Origin of the sequence: Pseudomonas sp. S3E17 (assembly GCF_024168685.1) — a bacterium.
In the GTDB taxonomy this organism is placed as follows: Bacteria; Pseudomonadota; Gammaproteobacteria; order Pseudomonadales; family Pseudomonadaceae; genus Aquipseudomonas; species Aquipseudomonas marginalis.
Window position 1 is genome coordinate 3,796,933 of record NZ_JALJWE010000001.1, and the last position, 18,485, is coordinate 3,815,417.

Sequence of the window (18,485 nt, forward strand, 5' to 3'; positions counted from 1 at the left end):
GCCGCTGTTGCGTCGGTTCACATAGGGAAGATGGGGAACGTAATGTCAGGTACTGACGGAAGGCTTTTTAGAGATTATACAGCCGGTGCTCCAACGGAGACCGCCTGCGATACGTTGTACCTGCAGACCCAGCTTGCTTCTCCAAAGCCCGAGGTCGTGAGCGAGATCGAAGTCGGGGATACACTTGGAATTGGCCTCGGTGAAATCGACGGCAACGTAGTCGCCTGCGCATTTTGGAACAGGCATATTGCCGGCGGCATTGCATCTCCCAAGGTTATTCGGCTGATCGCCTGCCTCCAAAGCGGTACGAACTATTCCGCAATAGTTACGGCAAAAACGGGCGCTCAGATCTCGATCAAAATCTCGCCGATCAAGGAGGAATGATTTTGATCAGACTAACTGGCGGTGTGTATTACGAGCAGTGCATGTGCCCCACCTGGCAAGAGCTTTTTGGCTCTGGAGGGCGAGCAGCTACAGCTATAGCGCGCCTTGGCGGGCACGTCGCGTTGGACACCTACACTGATCTTACGGCGGAGGCCATTCTACGCCAGAGAGCAGTGCTTGAAGGTTTCTCTGTTTCAAGCTATTCCATCGATCAGAGCCTGCACTTCCGGTATACCCATGGTCTTGCCAAGCCGTCGATCCAGTCACTACCAGAGACATCTTCGACGACTCTTCAAATCACTGCCGAAAATGTGGTTCGCTTCGGACTGCTCGAAGGTGACTGCGTCGTAGATGCCCGCAATGCTGTTTACGACCCACAGAGCTCCCGGCACCCAGCCCCCTTTCATGAGAATGGCTCCAAGGCCGAGCGACTTGCGCTTGTCCTGAACAGAAGTGAAGCCGAAGCGCTGCATGGCAATGACGAGTTGAGCGCAGCCGATTTGGCGCGGGCACTATCGACGTCTCAGAATGCTGAGATCGTCATCATCAAGATGGGCCCTGCCGGCGCCCTGCTGTTTTATGACGGCCAATCGCACCACATTCCCTCCTTTGTGACGTCGCAGGTGTGGAAGATCGGTTCAGGTGATGTGTTCGTCGCCAGCTTCGCGCACTTCTGGCTCGAAGAGGGACTTACGCCACTCAAGGCCGCCATGCAGGCCTCACGTGCCACGGCGTACTACTGCGAGACAAAGGGCTTTGCCTCCAAAACGGAACTGGAGACCTATCACCCTGCTGCCGCCAGCCTGCCAAAGAAATCCAGGACAGGGCGACCTCCTCTGGTCTACCTCGCCGGCCCCTTCTTCTCGCTGGCACAGCTTTGGCTCATCGAGGAAGCCCGCGTCCGGCTTTTGGAAATGGGATTGAAAGTATTTTCTCCTGTACATGACATTGGCCACGGGCCTGCGGATGAAGTCGTGCAGAAGGATCTCGATGCGATCCACGACTGCGACCTAATGCTCGCGATCGGGGATGGCCTCGACGCCGGAACGATCTATGAGATCGGCTACGCGCGCGCACTCAAGAAGCCCGTCATAATGTACGTGGAGAATGAGTCGGAAGAGGATCAGAAGATGATGGCCGGCTCCGGCTGCACGCTGACCAAGGACTTCGTCACCGCCATTTACCAAACCGCATGGAAGGCAGCTGAACTATGAGACGCGCCCTTCTTTTATCAGGCGGTATGGATTCACTCGCGGTGGCCTGGTGGCTGCGCCCTGAAATTGGCATCACGCTGAACTATGGGCAACTCGCCGCTCAGGCTGAGATCTGCGCCTCGAAGGCAATCTGCGAGCAACTCCAGATTGAGCACCACGTCATTTCCATCGACTGCCGATCGGTCGGTTCCGGTGACATGGCCGGAGGCAAGGCTGATGCCCATGCACCTGCCAGTGACTGGTGGCCATACCGGAACCAGATGCTCGTAACCCTGGGGGCCATGAAAGCCATCAGCCTCGGCGTAAACAAGCTCTACTTGGGTACCGTGAAATCCGATGGTTCCCACCGCGATGGCACTCCGGAGTTCATCGCTGCCATCAACCAACTGATGGTCATGCAGGAGGGTGAGATGACCGTTGAGGCGCCTGCGATCGATTTAAGCACCACCGAGTTGGTAAAAACTGCAGGCGTGCCCTCCTCTATCCTGGCCTGGGCTCACAGCTGCCACAAATCGAGCGTGCCGTGCGGCAACTGCAGAGGCTGCAACAAATACTTCGAGGTCTGGCACGAGATCGAACATGGAATGGATCAAGCTCGGTAGCCCGGCAGTAAGAGCTGAACCTGGCTACTATCAGCCCTTCACCTGGCCTGATGGAACATTCCATGCCCTGCCCGAAATTGAGGATGTCTGCGACAAAGGTATCCTCAATCTACTCGACCATAGACGCACCAGGCGAACGTTCAATGCTTTGAGTAAAGGCCAACTAGGCCAGTTGCTATGGCGCTGTGCACGAACGCAGGCCATTGCCGAATCGGATTATGGCTTCGACCTAGAGTTGCGACCGGCGCCATCTGCCGGCGCCATCCACCCTATCCATATCCTGATTCACCTTCCAGGCGCCTCGAACTGGCTCCGCTACGATAGTCGCCGGCACGGTCTTGTCGAGATATCAGGATCAGTGGAGGCCTTTGCAGGATTGATAGAACAGTGCCATGACGCTTTGCCCACAGAACAGGCAACACGGTTGCTCCTAGTGGCCGAGCCCGGTAAAACTCGTGCCAAATACCAGTACGGTGAAAGCCTGATCTGGCGAGACGCTGGAGCACTCTTGGCGATCATAGCCGTGATTGCTGATGCCTTGGACTACTCGTTTTGCCCGTTGGGGATTACGGGTGAACCTTGGGCTGGCCGACTAGCACCTGCAGGTGTGCTCACTGGGGTTGGTGTTGCGCTCGTTGGCGGGCAAAAGCCCCAGCACTAGGCGGCTTTCAAACCAGCCTGGCTCAGCAGTCCGTGGACGACGGTAGGCGAAGACATCATCTGGTACCACATCAGCGCGTCGAGCTTGGAAGGTCGAACGTCGATCGCTTTGCTCAGTGCAAGAAACTCAGCTTCGAGCTTCAGGTAGTGGCGCTCCACGGTGAGGCCGGGGGAGAAGAAGCCAGCCAACGCCCCTGCACGCAGGATGTGGATATCCAGGATGGCGACATCATCTGCATCAAGCCAGTTGCGAGTAATCCACGAAGCAGTCTTGTACCCAATGCCCGGCAGCTCCAGCAGCCAGTCCCGAAGTGCCCGGCCAGAATGGAGAGGAACATTCCCTAAGACCAAAGCTGCAAGCGCCGAATGAAGGTAACGCGCCTTCTGTTTGGCGAAGCGGTAGCGCACTGAGCGGCTGCCGATTTTCAGTGGGGTGCTCAACCACTCTTGCAGTTGTTCCTCACTGGGCACCTCAGCGTCAAAAGCCCCGAGGTTTCTCAGGTGAGCGAAGGCCGCCAGTCCGACGTTCGCCTGGATACCATGGCCACCCAGCAGGCACGCTCCGACTTCCTCAGCCAAGGTGGCGCCAAGCTTATAGTTGAGCGGCTCGAGCTCTTGCTCGTTTGCCCACACCTGATAGGCCCAGTACGCCGGAGTCGGGAATGCTTCGATCAAGCCCCATGAAACACCGGGGAGCACTTCGCTCATAGCGTCAGGGAAATCGCGGCTGTAGATCTTGGCGTCTACGAATACAACACCGTTCTGCATTACCGGGCCTCCTGAACAAAGCCATAGGTCTGCGTGATCCAGTGGAGGAAATCACTACGCTCTACCGGATCCATCGCTATAACTCGATCTCGTAGACGGGACTGGCGCCTGGCGATGGTCTGCCGCTCACGAAACGTGTCACCTAAGAAACGAGTGTCGTGAAGCTCTTTGGGGGCAGCGTAGTTCATCCAAACGCACTCTTCCCTGACATCCGTGTGCGTCTTCGCCATAAACGTCACCTTTCTCCATCCTTGAAGTGTGTCGTTGTAGAGGACGCTGTCGTAACCCGAAATCATCACCTTGCAAGGGACACTATTAAGTGTTGAGAGCAGCTGCTCGTGCTGGCCCACGTCATACTCGAAACGGTAAATTTTGGCGCGACGGCGAGTCTCCGTCACGTACGGAGGGTCAGCGTAGATCAGTTCGCTACCGTCGAATAAAAAGCTGCTCAGGTAGCTCAAAGCATCGCCCTGGATGAGCTCAAGGCTCTCAACCTGGTGATCAGTCCAAGCTTCGTGAACAGCGGGATCTACGTCCACGCCGATGTTTCGAGCGGCAGACTTTTTGTGGCGCAGGACAGCGCCCGCCCCCAAGTGAGTCTCGATGTAGGTCTGATGCGGAGGCATCAAGTTGATCAAGCGCTGGTAGCACTTGCCTTTCCCGCCTGGATATCTCATGCACACATCATCGTCAAAAGTGACGATGATGTCAATGGAGCCTACCGACCAGAGAACCGTGGGAGCGGCACGAACGCTTGAAGTGCTCTAGCAGCTCGACAAACCATTAGCCGTTGCGGCGCAGGGGAATAGCAGTCCCAATTCATCACCGAAAAGGCTGATGTTTTTCGCTCATGACCGGCAGCAGTCGGCCAAAAGCGGACAAAGATGGACGCCCCGCCTGTGCGGTCGTAGGCTCGCCTCACCTGAAACATCGACTACGGAGTCTGCTTTGAACACAAGGACTGTGAAATTTGCCTCCCATGGCTATTCAGTAATACCCGGACTCATTTGTGAACAAGAACTAGCGTTCGCACGAGAGCTGGTCACCGAATTGGTTGATCGCTATCGGAGCGGTGATCCGACTGCGTTATCTGTTGGGGTCACTATTGGTGATGTTAGCCGGCAACATCCACAGCGCAATCCAGACATTGACCCAGATCGATGGAGGCACGAACCGTTCATTATCGGCGACCTCATCGCCCTGGAGCCCCGCTTTGCGCGGCTACTCTCCCAGAAGTCCATCTGGACCTGCGTCGCCGAACTACTCGAATGCGCTTCTAGCGATCTGCTGTTTCATTTCTGCAACCTCACACGCAAACCCAGCGAGGTTGGCCCTGCCATCGGGTGGCACCGGGATGCTGACAATAAATACTTTGCCAGCCATGACGGACGCACTTTGCGGTTATTGATCCCGCTTCAGTTCATGTCTGCTCGCAATGGCGGCACAGCGGTAGTTCCGGGCTCCCACATTCAAACCGACACACCTGTCGAAACCGCGCTTTATCCTGATGTGGCTCCTGGCGCCTGTCTGGCACTGCACTCCGCAACTCTGCACGGCGGCTCACCCAATCGTAGTGAGCAGGAACGGGAGGTCATCGTCATCCAATTTGGTTTGTGTTCATCGACTCTTCGTTGCCAGGCGGACGAAACATTGTCCCTAGCGACTAGAGAAGATCTTCTAGCGTTCTACCGGGGCACTGTAGAGAAACGGATCGTGAATTCCTGAGCGTCATCTATGGGTCGAAATCAGCAGTTCGCGACATACCGTTTTCGAATCAAGGCGAAGTCCCAGCAGTGAGCCGTAACAACTGACGCTCGCCCCAGCCTTTAGAACTTAACGACAAAGCCTTATAGTTAAGGCTTGCCTATATCGAGCAGGACCGAGGACCTAACTTTTAGAAACTAAGCATGTCGAAAACGATGAGAAATTATAAATCTAGTCTACTCTTGCGGAAGGCAAGCAAGGGAAAAATATTCTCGGATAAGTTCTTTGTTGTTGAAATGCGAATCTAGAACTTGAAATATGAAGTGGCGATCTGAGCATTTGTAATCAAATGGAATTCTTGCATTGTCAATCTTGAATGTTTTGCATTTTTTATGGCCTTTCTGTTTCGGGTTGGTTTGTCTATTTATATATTCATCTAGAGTATAAATAATATACTCATGATCCAAGTGACTTATAAAAAAATCACTCTCTCCTTTAGTTAGCTCCAAATGAATTACTTGAGTTGCTATACAGCCATCCCTCTCTGGGAAATCGCGATAAAGCTCCTCAAAAGTGATGCTTGATTTTTTGTGATCCACATGAATCCATAGACTATCATCAAAGCATTTCGAGTTATAAAATTTAGAGAATTTAGGTAGTTCTAGTGCTCTGAAGCTGAAAAAAGATCCGTACTCGAGATTTTCTAATGACGGTACGGCTTTTGCGATCGTTCCTATCCTGAAGGAAATTTCGCGGACATAACCTTTATCTATTAAGCTCTCAAGAGCGAGCAACACATCGCGCGGTACATGAATGGTGAAATGAATTCCCGTTCGTTTCTCTATCAACGTCTGGCTGTCTTTTTGGTTGCAAATAATAAGGTTTTCGTCTAGTGAAATCAGGTCGTATTTTAAAAACTGAGCATCCTGCTCAAGAAGGTTAACGCCTAAAGTTCTGTATGTGTCCAGCAGTAGCTGCTGGCTTTCCTTACTGTCGAATAAATCGAAGATGAAATTTTCATTCATGATGCGGGACTTATAACGCTCGTACAGAAAAGCTGTAACGCTGTACAAGCTATAAAGCCTGTTTACATAGTTAGTTGCCTCTGCAAGGCCAATTTCTTGCTCTTGCATAACTCTTGTGGCTAGATGGACCTTGGTGTCTTCAAATCTTGGGTTTGAGTCCAGCCAATTAATATATTCATCGATATTTTTTATTGAGAGCATTTCTTCGAGATAAGGAAGTTGACGCTCGTAAAAGTACGAAGGTTTGCATGCGTGTTCACATATTTTAATTTCAGCCAGAATTGAGTCGCGCTCAGCGCAGGCAATCGTTCTAAACATCTCCATGTAATTACTTTGAAAGTCTGGCAGGGCGAGTTTTGCTCTAAGAGCAAAGAATATCTCATCAATAAGTAGAGGGCTTCCTATGATGAATAATACCTTTATTATACCGTCAAACAATTCGCTTTCAGATCTGATCCTATCTGCAGTGCTGACTGATTCAAACAAATTATCCATTTTTGCCTGCTTACGTATTGGTGGCAGTAGAAGTATATATTGATAAAGTGGAGCGATAATTAATTTAATTTGTGGGAAAATACCCCAACTCTAACCTGATCGAAAGGCCGTCTTTGGCCATTAGGCGACTCCGGCCAACGGTAGCTGTGGGGCGAAAGCTGCCGGCCGTGGGTTATTGCTTTCGCCCAGGAGCAGACGTTCGTCCAAGCCTCAAAGCAATGGAGCGTAGACGTTGGTTAACAGTTTTTTGAGCTGTTCTGGAACACCATCCCAGGCTTCTCCCCACTCAAGAGTACGCTTGTAGGCATTGAAGGGTTTTTCGGAACTTGGCGCCGCGTAACCCAGGAAGTCTTCGATGCACTCCTCTAGGAGGATCAGCTTTTCGTCATTACCCACTGCAACCCTGATTGGCTCGTTAAATTTCTCCGCCCCTTCGGTACCTTTGTCGCGATCATGAATGACAAAAAAATCAACATTGAGTGCGCTAAGGTACTTAACCAATCCGATAATTGAGGCTTTACCTCTAGCCTTGACCATTTCACTTCCCGAAAGGACTAGTGATTTCATTTCCGGCGGCATTCTGCGAATGGCCTCTTTGATGACGACCTCTTCTGTATCGCCTTCGACGACCAGTACCCGACGGGTGAAGAATATCCGCGACACGTGATCGTCAAGCTTGATAAGCATTTTGACCTGATCTTTATCATTACTTTGCAGCTTGACGAACTCCTCGGATACCGAAAATGGAAGCACGCTGGTGTGCCCTTTTTCGTATTGAAAGCGATTGAGGACCTGCTTGGGTTTACGGGAAAGGTCGATCAGGTAGGGCGAGTGAGTGGTAGCAACTATCTGAGAGTTCTGATCGGACAGGTCGTAAATCAGATCCCGCATCTGGTTAGCAGCACTCGGATGCAGGTAAATCTCTGGTTCTTCAAAGCCGATAATGAGTCCGCGCTCATCGTTACCTTCGCGTCGTTTCAGCCATTGCTGCCTAAACCGCAGCAGCCCGAATACAGCAGCGCGAACCATGCCGGTACCCTGGTTGGCGACGCTTGTGCGGATGTTGCTGGACATTTCAATTGCGAAGGTAGGGACGAGTGCATCTGGGCTAGAGAGATCAGCTGCGGCGTAAATGCGAGACTCTGGGAAGACTCCGCCAAGGACCGTGTTCAATTCCCCCATCATCTTGCCAAACTCTGAGCCAGCATCGCTTGGGTCAAGCTCTTTGGCAAGCAGGCTCAGGCACGCTTGGGCATCTTTGTAATTGGCGGAGCTTTCACGGACATCCTTGAACAGCTCGTGCAGAATCTTCTGCAGCACACCATTTTTCTGATCGATTTCGTGGGATGCGGCGTCCGCCGGGATGATGAGGATGGAAGGGAGCTTAGAGAGAACGACGCTACCAATGCCGCCTGGATTAAGCGCCCACTCCTCTTCTTCATTTGTTTCCCACAGTTCGTCGATGAGTTCGAGTTTATCTCGGTCGCTAGCGGAAATTTTCTTGTCTAATACGGAGAAGGTCTCGGCGAGCAGCTCTGGAGGGGCCCCGGCGGCGATGAAGTCGGCAGGTTTCTGTAGATCTGCAAACTCTGGTTTCATCGTTCGTCTAAGGGTCTTCAACTCGATCTTGACATCTTCGAGCACCTTGTACGTTTTTCGATAAAAAATGCTTTTCCCAGTCTCTCCGGTGTCTTTCGGATCATACGAGAAAATGCGCCCTTTGAAGCCACGCCACGTGGAAGCGGAGTCAGGGACATTTCTGAACTCCGCCTCTAGAACGACAGTGTCACAAGTGATTTTCGTCTCGCCTGTTTCTTCATCTAGTTCGGAACAGAAGCATTCAGCATCCATACGTTTGCTGTTAGACAGCAGCGATCCGATAGCCTTGAGTACTGAGCTCTTCCCCGCATTATTAGCGCCGATTAGAAAGGTCGCATTACCAAACTCTATTTCAGCAGTTTGCAAGCGTTTGAAACCGTTAATCGAAAGCCTATGAAGTCGCATAATTCTCTTCCTTGAACCGATTTATGAGCTAGTCGTAATGCTTTTCAGTAAGTACTAGGCCTTAAAATTCTTCACTGAGATGGCCAAACGGTGGCAACCATAGACCACAGTTTTTGGGGTGTCGAGAACCGGAGGTGAAACGACCAGACTCTGAGTGTTTCTGGTGATTTCTAGAATCAAGGGGGAACGACCGAATTTGGCCGGTTTCTGCCTGCTGCCACCTTCCGACTTGGATCGATTGCTACCCGTTGTCCCGACTGCCGCGAGAAGATCACTGCTTATCATGGATGCGAAGCAAAGTTTTCAGATCGAATACAGGCGGGGATAACGGAGTGCTATCTCATGAGGTATTCCATTTGGTATTCCAATCAAAGCACACGAATAATATTAGCTTTAATAATCAATAGGATAAGTTACCGTTTCAGATTACCCCGGCTCTAAAGACGTCCACGGACGTCTTTTTTTGTGCCTGAAATCCAGAAAAACCAAGGGTTCGGAGCTATTGGCTTCCGTATAGGCTTTTTGCGTTCCAGACGCGTTGGTACCCCGGCTACCCAGCACCCGTCTTGGGAAAGCCCCTGCACCTTTGCAGACGACGTCCTCCACACCATCCTCCGAATTCATCTCCAGTAGGAGCACAAGCGGGATACGGTGCTGAACAAGGGTACCGGCATAATTCACTCTGATGTAGGAGCTCTGCGCAAAGTCCACTTGATGTTCGCCAAATCCTCGCCTCACCCAACGCCATGACCACGACCAGGCCTTCGAACTCGAAGGCTCCAACCGTCACACGCTACTGGCCACCCACCGATCCACTGTGCTGGGGTGAACTGTTGGTCGAAGGCATGTTGCTACTTACCGAGGACGCCTGCGCACGCCAGTAACAAAAGTAGTCATACGCGCGCACCCGACGCTTTTCCAACCTAAATCATTCTCAGCTCCAAAAATAGCAAGTTAGCCAACTAACTATTTTAAAACACCCACCTGAATAGCTACTCATCCGCGTCGATATTGCTTTAACGATAAACCACTCGATTATTTTTATTTCACATATATTTTACATTCCCCTACATATGCTAATGCCATTACGATATCAACGCTGTTCCAACCAGAATCAAGGGGTGTGTATGGCAGGTGTAATGGCATCCGTTAACAGCCGTACACAACTGGTCGGTCAGAACAGGCTGGAATTATTGCTATTCCGCTTCAACGACCAACAGCTGTACGGAATCAACGTCTTTAAAGTTCGGGAAGTTATCCGCTGCCCCAAGTTATCTCTACTACCAAAGTCTAATAACAACATTTGTGGCGTTGCCAATATACGCGGCGCTTGCATTCCCATTCTAGACCTCGCGATGGCAACAGGGCTGCCCGGGATCACGGATAAAGAAAGCGCCTTTATTATACTTACGGAGTACAACAACCGCGTTCAGGGTTTCCTGGTGTATGCGGTTGAACACATCGTCAATTTGAACTGGGAAGATATTCATCCGCCCCCCAAGGGCAGCGGCGACAACAATTACCTGACGGCCGTTACCCGTGCCGATGATCGTCTGGTCGAAATCATCGACGTGGAAAAGGTGCTGACGGAAATCTCGCCCTCGTCCGAGGAAATATCGGTCGGCGTGGTGGATGACGCCGTCACCCAACAGGCCAGGCATCTGCGTGTGTTGACCGTGGACGACTCGATGGTGGCGCGTAAACAGGTGACCCGCTGCCTGGAAACGGTAGGCGTCGAGGTGGTCGCCTTGAACGATGGGCGCCAGGCGCTGGATTACCTTCGGGCCATGCTCGACGAGGGGCGCAACCCGCACGAGGAGTTCCTGATGATGATTTCGGACATCGAAATGCCGGAAATGGACGGTTATACCCTGACCGCCGAAATCCGCGGCGACCCGCGCATGGCCAAGTTGCATATCGTGCTGCACACCTCCCTGTCGGGCGGTTTCAACCAGGCCATGGTCAAGAAATTCGGGGCCGATGACTTCCTGGCGAAGTTTCGCCCGGATGACCTGGCAGGCCGCGTAGTCGCGCGTATCAAGGCCGCGAGCCCGACCTGAAAGGCAAGACAACACTGCTCAAGCCAAGGAGGCTGATGAGAAAGGTATAAGAACATCAACAGAGGGCATACCATGTGGAAGTGCAATGAACTTAATCTGCAGTCGCCTGACGGCGAGGCAAAGCCCTTCTGGCGGGACGGTTCACCCTCAGAGGGGCCGTGCGCCCTGGGCTGCGGCGCTCCGCCAGCCACCCAGGCCCCAACAGCTGCTCCGGTCATCGCCGTCGTCCCCACCTCCATGCAGGACGAGTTGGTCGCCGCACAGGAAATCTGTAGCCGCGCCAAGGCCGCCGTTGTCGAAATGTTCGGCCATGCCCGCATGGGCCGGGCCCTGGAGCTTGAAGACGTCAGCGCACTGGTGGACGACATTTCGAGCTCGATCGCCCGCCATCCCAACGCCTTTATCAGCCTGGCACGCCTTAAAAGCATCGACGACTACACCTACATGCATTCGGTCGCCGTGTGTGCGTTGATGATTGCCCTAGGCAATCAATTGGGCCTGTCGTCCGCACTGATTCGTCGGGTTGGGATGGCCGGGTTGCTGCACGACATCGGCAAAATGGCCATACCAGGTGCCATCCTCAACAAGCCTGGCCGGTTGAGCAGTGACGAATTGCAGTTGGTGCGCACCCATCCACTGGAGGGGGAGAAAACCCTGCTGGCGGCCTCGCAGATGTGCGAAATGGTCGTGGATGTGTGCCTGCATCACCACGAAAAAGTCGACGGCACCGGCTACCCCCATCAGTTGGCGGGTGACCAGATCAGCCTGGTAGCCCGGATGGCTGCGGTATGCGATGTCTACGATGCAATCACCTCGGACCGTTCCTACAACCAGGGCTGGGACCCCGCCGTCGCCATCCAGCAAATGTCCACATGGGACGGACACTTTGATGATGAGGTATTTCGTGCGTTTTTGAAGTCCGTGGGTATTTACCCGATCGGTTCTATCGTTCAATTGAAAAGTGGCAGTATCGGCGTAGTCATAGAACAACATCCTGATTCTTTATTGACGCCAAAAATAAAAGTGTTTTTCCTGCCCGTTCTGAATATCCATGTAACGCCGAAAATAATAGACCTGAGTGATCCCGCACAACCCGACCGGATTGTCGCGAGGGTGCCGCACCAGCGTTACGGCTTTAAAAACACCGACCGTTTATGGCTCGATGAAGAGACGCCCAAAGAGCATTAAGCAACACCCAGCGCTGTACCGCATGTATATGCCTAAGCAGCCAATGATAAAACACTATGCCTTGTGCAAAGAAAGTACCGGAATGTCGACATTCGATGATGTTGGCAACTATTAGCATGGGCAGGAAACATCATGAAATTCAACTCATTGCAGACTCGAATCTGTTTCACCGCCGGGCTCTGCCTGTTTATCTCTTGCGCGAGCCTGGTGTTATATGGCCTGTATTCCTCGAATGCCAACCAGGCTTTTGTAGGTGCTGAAGTTTCAACCCTGATTGAAAGCGCCACTATCCGCGAAGTGCAAAACCTGGCTGAGGCGCGTGCCAATGCCATCCAGGCAAAACTGCAAAACGCCTTGGATTCGGCACGCACAATGGCCAATACCCTGGGAGCGAGTAAAAGTGCCCAGAGCCCGCTGACCCTGGGCCGCGAGCAGATCAATGCGATGCTGCTCAGCGTGCTCAAGGACAACCCTGAATTCAACGGCACCTATTCATGCTGGGAGCCGGATGCGCTGGACGGCCAGGATCAAGCCTTTCGTATCAATGAGGGCGGTAACAACCCGCTGACGGGCCGCTTCACGCCTTACTGGACACGCAGTTCAGACGGCCATATCGCCGTGCAACCGCTGGTTGAGTACGATTCCGATGCCCGCCACCCCAATGGTGTGCTGAAGGGCGGCTGGTATTCCGGCCCGCGGGACACCCAGAAAGAAAGCGTGCTGGACCCACTTCCCTACGTGGTGCAAGGCAAAAATGTGTGGTTGACCACGCTGTCGGTACCGATCACCGCCAATGGCAAGTTCTACGGCGTGGTCGGTGCAGACTTCGACATTTCGTTTATCCAGAAACTCAGCGAGCAAATGTCCGCCGACCTGTATGGCGGCAAAGGCTCGGTGTCGATCCTGAGCAATCAAGGGTTGGTGGTGGCCGACAGTAAACGCCCGGAACTCATTGGCCAGTCATTGAAAGCGTTGTTGCCCGGCTCTTGGGAGAACGTGTTGAGCAATGTACAGAAGGGTCAGGGAGACAGCCGGTTCAACCCGGATTCCCAGGAAATCGAAGTGCAGATGCCGATCAACCTGGGCCGCACCGGCAAGCCCTGGGCGATCGTGATCCATCTGCCCAAGGCGGTGGTCATGAGCCAGGCCATGGCCCTGGAGCAGGAACTGCAGTCACGTGGTGTCAAGAGCAGCATCTGGCAGGTCTCGGTCGGCGTGGGGATCTCCTTGCTGGCATTGCTGGCGCTGTGGTTGGCCACGGCGAAAATCGTCGGTCCGATTCGTGAAGCCGCGGCCCTGGCCGCCAACATCAGCCTGGGGGATTTCTCGCGTCGGCTGGTGCAAAAATCTGAAGATGAAGTGGGCCAGTTGTCCTTTGCCTTGAACGATATGTCGGAAAGCCTGCAACGCCAGGTGCGCGTGGCCGAGCGAATTTCCGAAGGGGACCTGGATCTGGAAGTGCGCCTGTCCTCGCCCAATGACACCCTGGGCAAGTCGTTGGAAAAAATGGTCGGCAACCTGAACACCTTGATTTCCCAGGTGCAGGCCAGCGCCACGCAAATCACCGGCAGTTCCGCGCAGGTCACCGAGTTGAGCCAGTCGCTGTCCGACGGCGCGTCCAATTCTGCCTCGTCCATCACTGAAATCAGTGCGGTGATGACCCAGATGGCAGCGCAAACCACCGACAACGCCGCCAATGCGAAAAAGGCCGACGAGCAATCCCAGGCTTCCCGCGCCGACGCCGGGGAAAGTGACAAGTTGATGAGTGAATTGATCGCCGCCATGGCGGAAATCGACAACTCGGGCAAAGACATCACGGCCATTATCACCACCATCGACAACATCGCCGCTCAGACCAATCTGCTGGCGCTGAACGCGGCCATCGAAGCGGCACGTGCCGGCGAACTGGGCCGTGGCTTTGCGGTGGTCGCCGATGAGGTCAGGAGCCTCGCCGCCCGCAGCGCCGAGGCCGCCCAGCAAACCGCCGCGCTGATTGCCGACTCCTCGACCAAGACCCAGCGCGGCATGATCATCGCAGGCCGCACAGCCGACTCGTTGAGAAATATCGTCAGCGGCACCAGCACGGTGTCCAGCCTGGTGTCGTTGATCTACCAAGCCTCCAGTGAACAGGCTTCCGGCCTGCAACAGGCGAGCATCGGCCTGGAGCAGATCGACGAAGTCACCCAGCAGAATCAGGTCAACTCCCAACAATGCGCGGTGGCGGCCAAGAATCTCTCGGAGCGGGCTAACGCCATGCAACAGGGCCTGAGCCGCTTCAAAGTCAAAGCCTCGTAATGCCTCACGCGAAGCCAGGGGGAACATCAACCTCCTGGCCCAGCGCTATAAACCCACTCCCATTCATGAAATATTAAGAATCGTCTCCCTATACTCACCGATTGCGAGCCGTTCCCCCGAACGGCCTTCTGCCTCGGTAGCCAGACTCCATGACGCGCCCCGCTCCCCTGCTGCTCCTGCTTGCTGCTCTGTTGTTCTTCTTTGCCCTGGGTAACCACGAACTGCAAGGCTCCACCGAAGCCCGCGTCGCGGGGATCGCCATGGCCATGCACCTGGACAATGACTGGGTCGTGCCGCAACTGTTTCGTGAACCCTTCCTGGAAAAACCGCCCCTGAGCCTGTGGCTGGACGCCGGAGCGATTCACCTGTTCGGCGGCACGCCTGGGGCGGTCCGCCTGGCCTCGGCATTTGCCGGTCTGTTCAGCGTGATGCTGTTCTATGGAATGCTGCGCCGGTTCGGGCGCCCGAAAACATTGGCCTTCAGTGCGGCGCTGATCCTGGCGACCATGGCCAGCTACTGGAGCAATGTGCGCGGCGTGGGGGAAGACTCACTGCTCAGCCTCGGCGTGACCACCGCGCTGCTGGCGTTCTACCAGGCGATGCGGCCTGAGTCCGAGCGCCAAGGCTCCACGACCTGGGCCTGGGCGCTGTTTACCGCCGGCATGGTGATCGCCACCTTGAGCAAAGGCGTACTGGGCCTGGCGATGCCGGGCATCGTGATCTTTGTGTACCTGGCCAGCACCAGCCTGATGGACAAGCGCCTGCGCCTCGCCGACTGGCTCAAGCCGGCGCTGTTCACCCTGTTGGCATTGGTGCCGCTGATGATCTGGCTGGGTTTCCTGTTCCAGCGCGGCGGAATGCAGGCCGTGGGCGAAGTGCTGTGGACCAACAGCGTCGGGCGCTTCAGCGGCTCGTTTGTGGAGGCCGGGCATTACGAGCCGTTCTACTACTACATCGCCAAGCTGCCCGAGGCCTTCCTGCCGTGGAACATCCTGGTGTACCTGGGCCTGTGGCACTTCCGGAAAAGCCTGGTGCGTAACCGCTATCGCCTGTTTTTCAGCGTATGGCTGGTGGCGCAATTCACCCTGCTGACGCTGGCCTCAAGCAAGCGCACGGTTTACCTGATGGCCCTGACACCGGCCGCCGCTGTACTGGCTGCGGAATATGTGCGGGTGCTGCTGAAATGGCTGAAGGATCACAAGCCGGCGTTGTACGCCTATCACCGCCGCGTGATTGGCGGCGTTTTCACCCTGGCAGTGGCGTGCTACCTGATCGCTGCTTTCTGGTTCGCGCCCAAAGCCGACGTGCGCCAGTCGTTCGTGCCGTTGATCAGTCAGATCCAGGCACTGCAAGCCGAAGGCAAGGAGGTGGTGTTGTTTCAGCCCAATGAGCGGATCGCCGGCGCCAGCGTGTTCTACACCCAGGCCTACCTGCCGATCCTGCAGACCGAAGCCGAGCTTCAGCACTTTTTGACCGCCAAGCCCGGCAACGTCGCGCTGCTGGACCATACCAACGACTTGACCACCAAGGTCACGGTGATCAAGGAGATAGCCATCAACCGCCAGCCCTACTACTTCATCGAGCAGTAAGGCCAGCGCGGGGCATCAGTGCTTGGTGACCTTGTCCAGGTAACCCATGGCGAACGCCGAGATCACGAAGGTCATGTGAATGATCACGTACCACATCAGGTGTTGCGGATCGACGTTCTTGGCGTCCATGAAGATGCGCAGCAAATGGATGGAGGAAATCGCCACGATGGAGGCCGCCACTTTCATCTTCAGCGACGAAGAGTCCATGGTGCCCAGCCAGTTGAGCTTTTCCTTGTTTTCATCGATGTCCAGCTGCGAGACGAAGTTCTCGTAGCCGGAAATCATCACCATCACCAGCAAGCCGCCGACCAGGGCCATGTCGATCAACGACAGCAGCACCAGGATCAGCTCGGACTCGGCCATCGAGAACACGCTCGGCAGCAGGTGAATCACTTCCTGGAAGAATTTCAGCGCCAGCGCCAGCAACCCGAGGGACAGGCCGAAATAGATAGGCGCCAGCAGCCAGCGCGAGGCGTACATAGCATTTTCGATAAAGCGTTCCATTGGATCTCACACAGCATGGCTAGAAATGGCGGCGAGTATACCAGCCGCTATAAGACACCTGTAACCACGAGAAAACTGACCTGGGCGGCATCTGTAAGAGAATTTTTCTGCTAGTGTCGAGCCCAATAACTCGGCTCGATGACGTCGGACAGGAAAAACTCAGATGATGGATGTGCGATCCCCTTTGGCCAGCGTTGGCCTGTGCGCCGCCTTGTTGCTGGCCGGCGGCTGTTCCCCAAGCGATGAGCAGAAACAGGCCACCCTCGAAGAGAAAACCGCGAAGTTCGAGCAGTCCCTCGACAGCATCCAGGATCCGAAACTGCGCGACGCCATTGCCGACCTCGGCGGCTCGCTGCTGCTGCTGGAACGGGCGCGGGTCAAGCTCGCCACCAAGCCCATCGAGGCCGAATACGGCGAGGACAGCCTCGCGCTGCTCAAGCACTACCCCACGCCGCAAGGGCTGGTGGACACCTACATCAATGGCTTGTTCGTACTGCGCAAAGCCTCACATTCCGACTACCTGACCGATCTGCAGCCGGTCTTCCCGTTCAACTTCAATGTGCCGGACCAGTTCCCCTTCCCCCACGGCCTGGAATGGCAGTCCGTCACCTTGAGCAACAACAAGGTCGTGCCGTTCCAGCCGGAATGGTCGGAAACCGATCCCGGCATCCAGTTGAGCCCCAGCAGCTCCAACCTGACCAACCCGGATGACCTGACGGTCACCTACCCGTTCATCGATGGCATCGAGACGGAAAACAAAAGCCAGCCGCAACCCGTTCGCCTCAAAGGCGCAGTGGAAGTGATCGCGCCGGGCAAGGTGCTGACCTTCGACTTGTCGAAAAAGGACGTCGGCCACAAACGCACCGAAGGCAATATCACCGTCAACCTGCTGCTCCTGGAAAAGAACTACGCCGAAATCGAACTGACCAACAGCCAACCACTGGCCCCCGAAGTGGGTGACGAATCGCCTAACCCCTTGCTGGTACAGGCGCGGGACAGCACCGGGCAATTCCTCACACGCTCGGGTTCGATCAACGAAAGCAGCGCGCAAGTCGAGTTCTACCAGAAGCAGTTGGCCGAGATGCAAAAACAGAAGGCCTGGTCCGATGGGTTTGAAAAGCAACTGCTCGATGAGCAGAAAGCCTTCGAACACAAGCAGAGCAGCCATTACGCCAAGGTCTATTTCAATGGCCTAATCGACACCCTGCAGATCAATGTGCTGGATTTCTCCACGGCCACGGTCACGCGCAAGGACCTCGACCTGCCGGTCCTGCGCTTCGACAAGAACAGCCTGGAAAAAACCGTACAAGCCTTGCCCATGCCGGTCACCGTGTACGACGACGGCGCCGCCAGCTGGCTCAAGGACGCCTCGTTGACCGAGGAACAACTGAAGAACAGCGTCACCATCAGCCAGTCCGTCGAAGACGCCAGCGCCGCCCATATCGTGTTCGACCACCCATTCACCTTCAATGACGACTTGGTGGGCAGCGAGCGCAACAGCAGCGAATCACCGGTGACGTTCTTCACTGCCGATGAGAAAGGTGAACGCGGCGAGCCCATCGAATTGCCGACCGAGGCGTATGAATTGAACCCGGCCCGCGGCACCCTCACCTACGATCTCAACCTGTTCCCGGAAAACCCGGCGTTTGTGGTGGGTTCGATCCCGCTGTTCCTGGCGACTATCGAGAAAGGCGACATCGATGCGGCCAAGCTGCCCAAGGGTTTATCACTCAAGGACAACGCACTGATCGTCGACCAAAAGGAGTTCCCCGCCGACAGCTGGCGCTTCTACGCCAAGGACGCCAGCGGCAACTACCTCAAGGAAATCCTCGGCGTCAGCCATCGCGCCGAGGAATACGGCACGGCCTTGTTTGACGTGCATTACTTCTACGGCCAGCCGACGGCACTGGAAAGCTACCAGCGCACCGACCTGAGTACCGTGCAATACGGCTTTGAGGTCAAGCTGGACAAACCCGAGAGCAAATAACCGCGC

15 protein-coding genes are annotated in these 18,485 nt (G+C 54.8%); 10 read left to right on the top strand and 5 right to left on the bottom strand.

What is annotated here, in order from left to right:
- Positions 1-42 precede the first annotated feature (42 nt).
- The 4 genes from J3D60_RS16960 to J3D60_RS16975 all read left to right on the top strand — a co-directional run bounded on the left by J3D60_RS16960 (position 43) and on the right by J3D60_RS16975 (position 2,861).
- Positions 43-384, top strand: coding sequence for a hypothetical protein (locus J3D60_RS16960; RefSeq protein ID WP_232246175.1), 342 nt, complete (start codon positions 43-45; stop codon positions 382-384).
- Positions 385-506: 122 nt separating this feature from the next.
- The gene (locus tag J3D60_RS16965; RefSeq protein ID WP_253492099.1) at positions 507-1,598 is read left to right on the top strand and encodes a PfkB family carbohydrate kinase; all 1,092 of its coding nucleotides are present in this window, start codon (positions 507-509) and stop codon (positions 1,596-1,598) included.
- Positions 1,595-2,200, top strand: a complete 606-nt coding sequence (locus J3D60_RS16970) for a 7-cyano-7-deazaguanine synthase (RefSeq protein ID WP_253492100.1) — start codon at positions 1,595-1,597, stop codon at positions 2,198-2,200. The genes J3D60_RS16965 and J3D60_RS16970 overlap by 4 nt, the downstream gene beginning before the upstream one ends.
- Positions 2,178-2,861: a hypothetical protein gene (locus J3D60_RS16975; RefSeq protein WP_253492101.1), complete on the top strand. Its 684-nt coding sequence runs from the start codon at positions 2,178-2,180 to the stop codon at positions 2,859-2,861. Before J3D60_RS16970 ends, J3D60_RS16975 begins: the two co-directional genes overlap by 23 nt.
- Here the strand turns inward: J3D60_RS16975 and J3D60_RS16980 are convergent.
- Positions 2,858-3,628 carry an 8-oxoguanine DNA glycosylase gene (locus J3D60_RS16980; protein ID WP_253492102.1) on the bottom strand — a complete coding sequence of 257 codons (771 nt, stop codon included), beginning with the start codon at positions 3,626-3,628 and terminating at the stop codon, positions 2,858-2,860. The genes J3D60_RS16975 and J3D60_RS16980 overlap by 4 nt on opposite strands.
- The gene (locus J3D60_RS16985) at positions 3,628-4,266 is read right to left on the bottom strand and encodes a DNA adenine methylase (RefSeq protein WP_253492103.1); all 639 of its coding nucleotides are present in this window, start codon (positions 4,264-4,266) and stop codon (positions 3,628-3,630) included. Before J3D60_RS16985 ends, J3D60_RS16980 begins: the two co-directional genes overlap by 1 nt.
- A 310-nt stretch (positions 4,267-4,576) precedes the next feature.
- On the opposite strand from J3D60_RS16985, the gene J3D60_RS16990 reads away from it, so the two are divergent.
- A complete protein-coding gene (locus tag J3D60_RS16990; protein ID WP_253492104.1) occupies positions 4,577-5,353 on the top strand; it encodes a phytanoyl-CoA dioxygenase family protein in 777 nt (258 codons plus the stop codon).
- A gap of 215 nt (positions 5,354-5,568) precedes the next feature.
- On the opposite strand, the gene J3D60_RS16995 is transcribed toward J3D60_RS16990, so the two are convergent.
- A complete protein-coding gene (locus J3D60_RS16995; RefSeq protein ID WP_253492105.1) occupies positions 5,569-6,852 on the bottom strand; it encodes a hypothetical protein in 1,284 nt (427 codons plus the stop codon).
- A 210-nt stretch (positions 6,853-7,062) separates the two neighbouring features.
- Complete coding sequence (locus J3D60_RS17000) at positions 7,063-8,856, bottom strand: ATP-dependent endonuclease (RefSeq protein WP_236183850.1); 1,794 nt, start codon at positions 8,854-8,856, stop codon at positions 7,063-7,065.
- Between the two features lie 1,127 nt (positions 8,857-9,983).
- Here J3D60_RS17000 and J3D60_RS17005 point away from each other — a divergent pair.
- The 4 genes from J3D60_RS17005 to J3D60_RS17020 all read left to right on the top strand — a co-directional run bounded on the left by J3D60_RS17005 (position 9,984) and on the right by J3D60_RS17020 (position 15,988).
- Complete coding sequence (locus J3D60_RS17005; protein WP_253492108.1) at positions 9,984-10,916, top strand: chemotaxis protein CheV; 933 nt, start codon at positions 9,984-9,986, stop codon at positions 10,914-10,916.
- Between the two features lie 72 nt (positions 10,917-10,988).
- A complete protein-coding gene (locus J3D60_RS17010; protein ID WP_253492109.1) occupies positions 10,989-12,104 on the top strand; it encodes an HD-GYP domain-containing protein in 1,116 nt (371 codons plus the stop codon).
- 132 nt (positions 12,105-12,236) lie between these two features.
- On the top strand, positions 12,237-14,399 hold the full coding sequence (locus J3D60_RS17015) for a methyl-accepting chemotaxis protein (RefSeq protein WP_253492112.1): 2,163 nt from the start codon (positions 12,237-12,239) through the stop codon (positions 14,397-14,399).
- A gap of 149 nt (positions 14,400-14,548) precedes the next feature.
- Positions 14,549-15,988 (top strand): glycosyltransferase family 39 protein, encoded by a 1,440-nt coding sequence (locus tag J3D60_RS17020; RefSeq protein WP_253492114.1) that lies wholly within the window; start codon positions 14,549-14,551, stop codon positions 15,986-15,988.
- Positions 15,989-16,003: 15 nt separating this feature from the next.
- On the opposite strand, the gene J3D60_RS17025 is transcribed toward J3D60_RS17020, so the two are convergent.
- Positions 16,004-16,492, bottom strand: coding sequence for a TIGR00645 family protein (locus tag J3D60_RS17025; RefSeq protein ID WP_017253710.1), 489 nt, complete (start codon positions 16,490-16,492; stop codon positions 16,004-16,006).
- Positions 16,493-16,655: 163 nt separating this feature from the next.
- Here J3D60_RS17025 and J3D60_RS17030 point away from each other — a divergent pair, with 163 nt between their 5' ends.
- On the top strand, positions 16,656-18,479 hold the full coding sequence (locus J3D60_RS17030) for a hypothetical protein (protein WP_253492116.1): 1,824 nt from the start codon (positions 16,656-16,658) through the stop codon (positions 18,477-18,479).
- The last annotated feature ends 6 nt before the right edge of the window (positions 18,480-18,485 follow it).

Bases quoted from the DNA above. Each gene is read 5' to 3' on its own strand.
- J3D60_RS16960 (WP_232246175.1), top strand. From the start codon at position 43: ATGTCAGGTACTGACGGAAGGCTTTTTAGAGATTATACAGCCGGTGCT.
- J3D60_RS16975 (WP_253492101.1), top strand. From the start codon at position 2,178: ATGGAATGGATCAAGCTCGGTAGCCCGGCAGTAAGAGCTGAACCTGGC.
- J3D60_RS17015 (WP_253492112.1), top strand. From the start codon at position 12,237: ATGAAATTCAACTCATTGCAGACTCGAATCTGTTTCACCGCCGGGCTC.
- J3D60_RS17030 (WP_253492116.1), top strand. From the start codon at position 16,656: ATGATGGATGTGCGATCCCCTTTGGCCAGCGTTGGCCTGTGCGCCGCC.
- J3D60_RS17025 (WP_017253710.1), bottom strand. From the start codon at position 16,492: ATGGAACGCTTTATCGAAAATGCTATGTACGCCTCGCGCTGGCTGCTG.
- J3D60_RS17000 (WP_236183850.1), bottom strand. From the start codon at position 8,856: ATGCGACTTCATAGGCTTTCGATTAACGGTTTCAAACGCTTGCAAACT.
- J3D60_RS17005 (WP_253492108.1), top strand. From the start codon at position 9,984: ATGGCAGGTGTAATGGCATCCGTTAACAGCCGTACACAACTGGTCGGT.
- J3D60_RS16970 (WP_253492100.1), top strand. From the start codon at position 1,595: ATGAGACGCGCCCTTCTTTTATCAGGCGGTATGGATTCACTCGCGGTG.
- J3D60_RS17010 (WP_253492109.1), top strand. From the start codon at position 10,989: ATGTGGAAGTGCAATGAACTTAATCTGCAGTCGCCTGACGGCGAGGCA.
- J3D60_RS17020 (WP_253492114.1), top strand. From the start codon at position 14,549: ATGACGCGCCCCGCTCCCCTGCTGCTCCTGCTTGCTGCTCTGTTGTTC.
- J3D60_RS16980 (WP_253492102.1), bottom strand. From the start codon at position 3,628: ATGCAGAACGGTGTTGTATTCGTAGACGCCAAGATCTACAGCCGCGAT.
- J3D60_RS16995 (WP_253492105.1), bottom strand. From the start codon at position 6,852: ATGGATAATTTGTTTGAATCAGTCAGCACTGCAGATAGGATCAGATCT.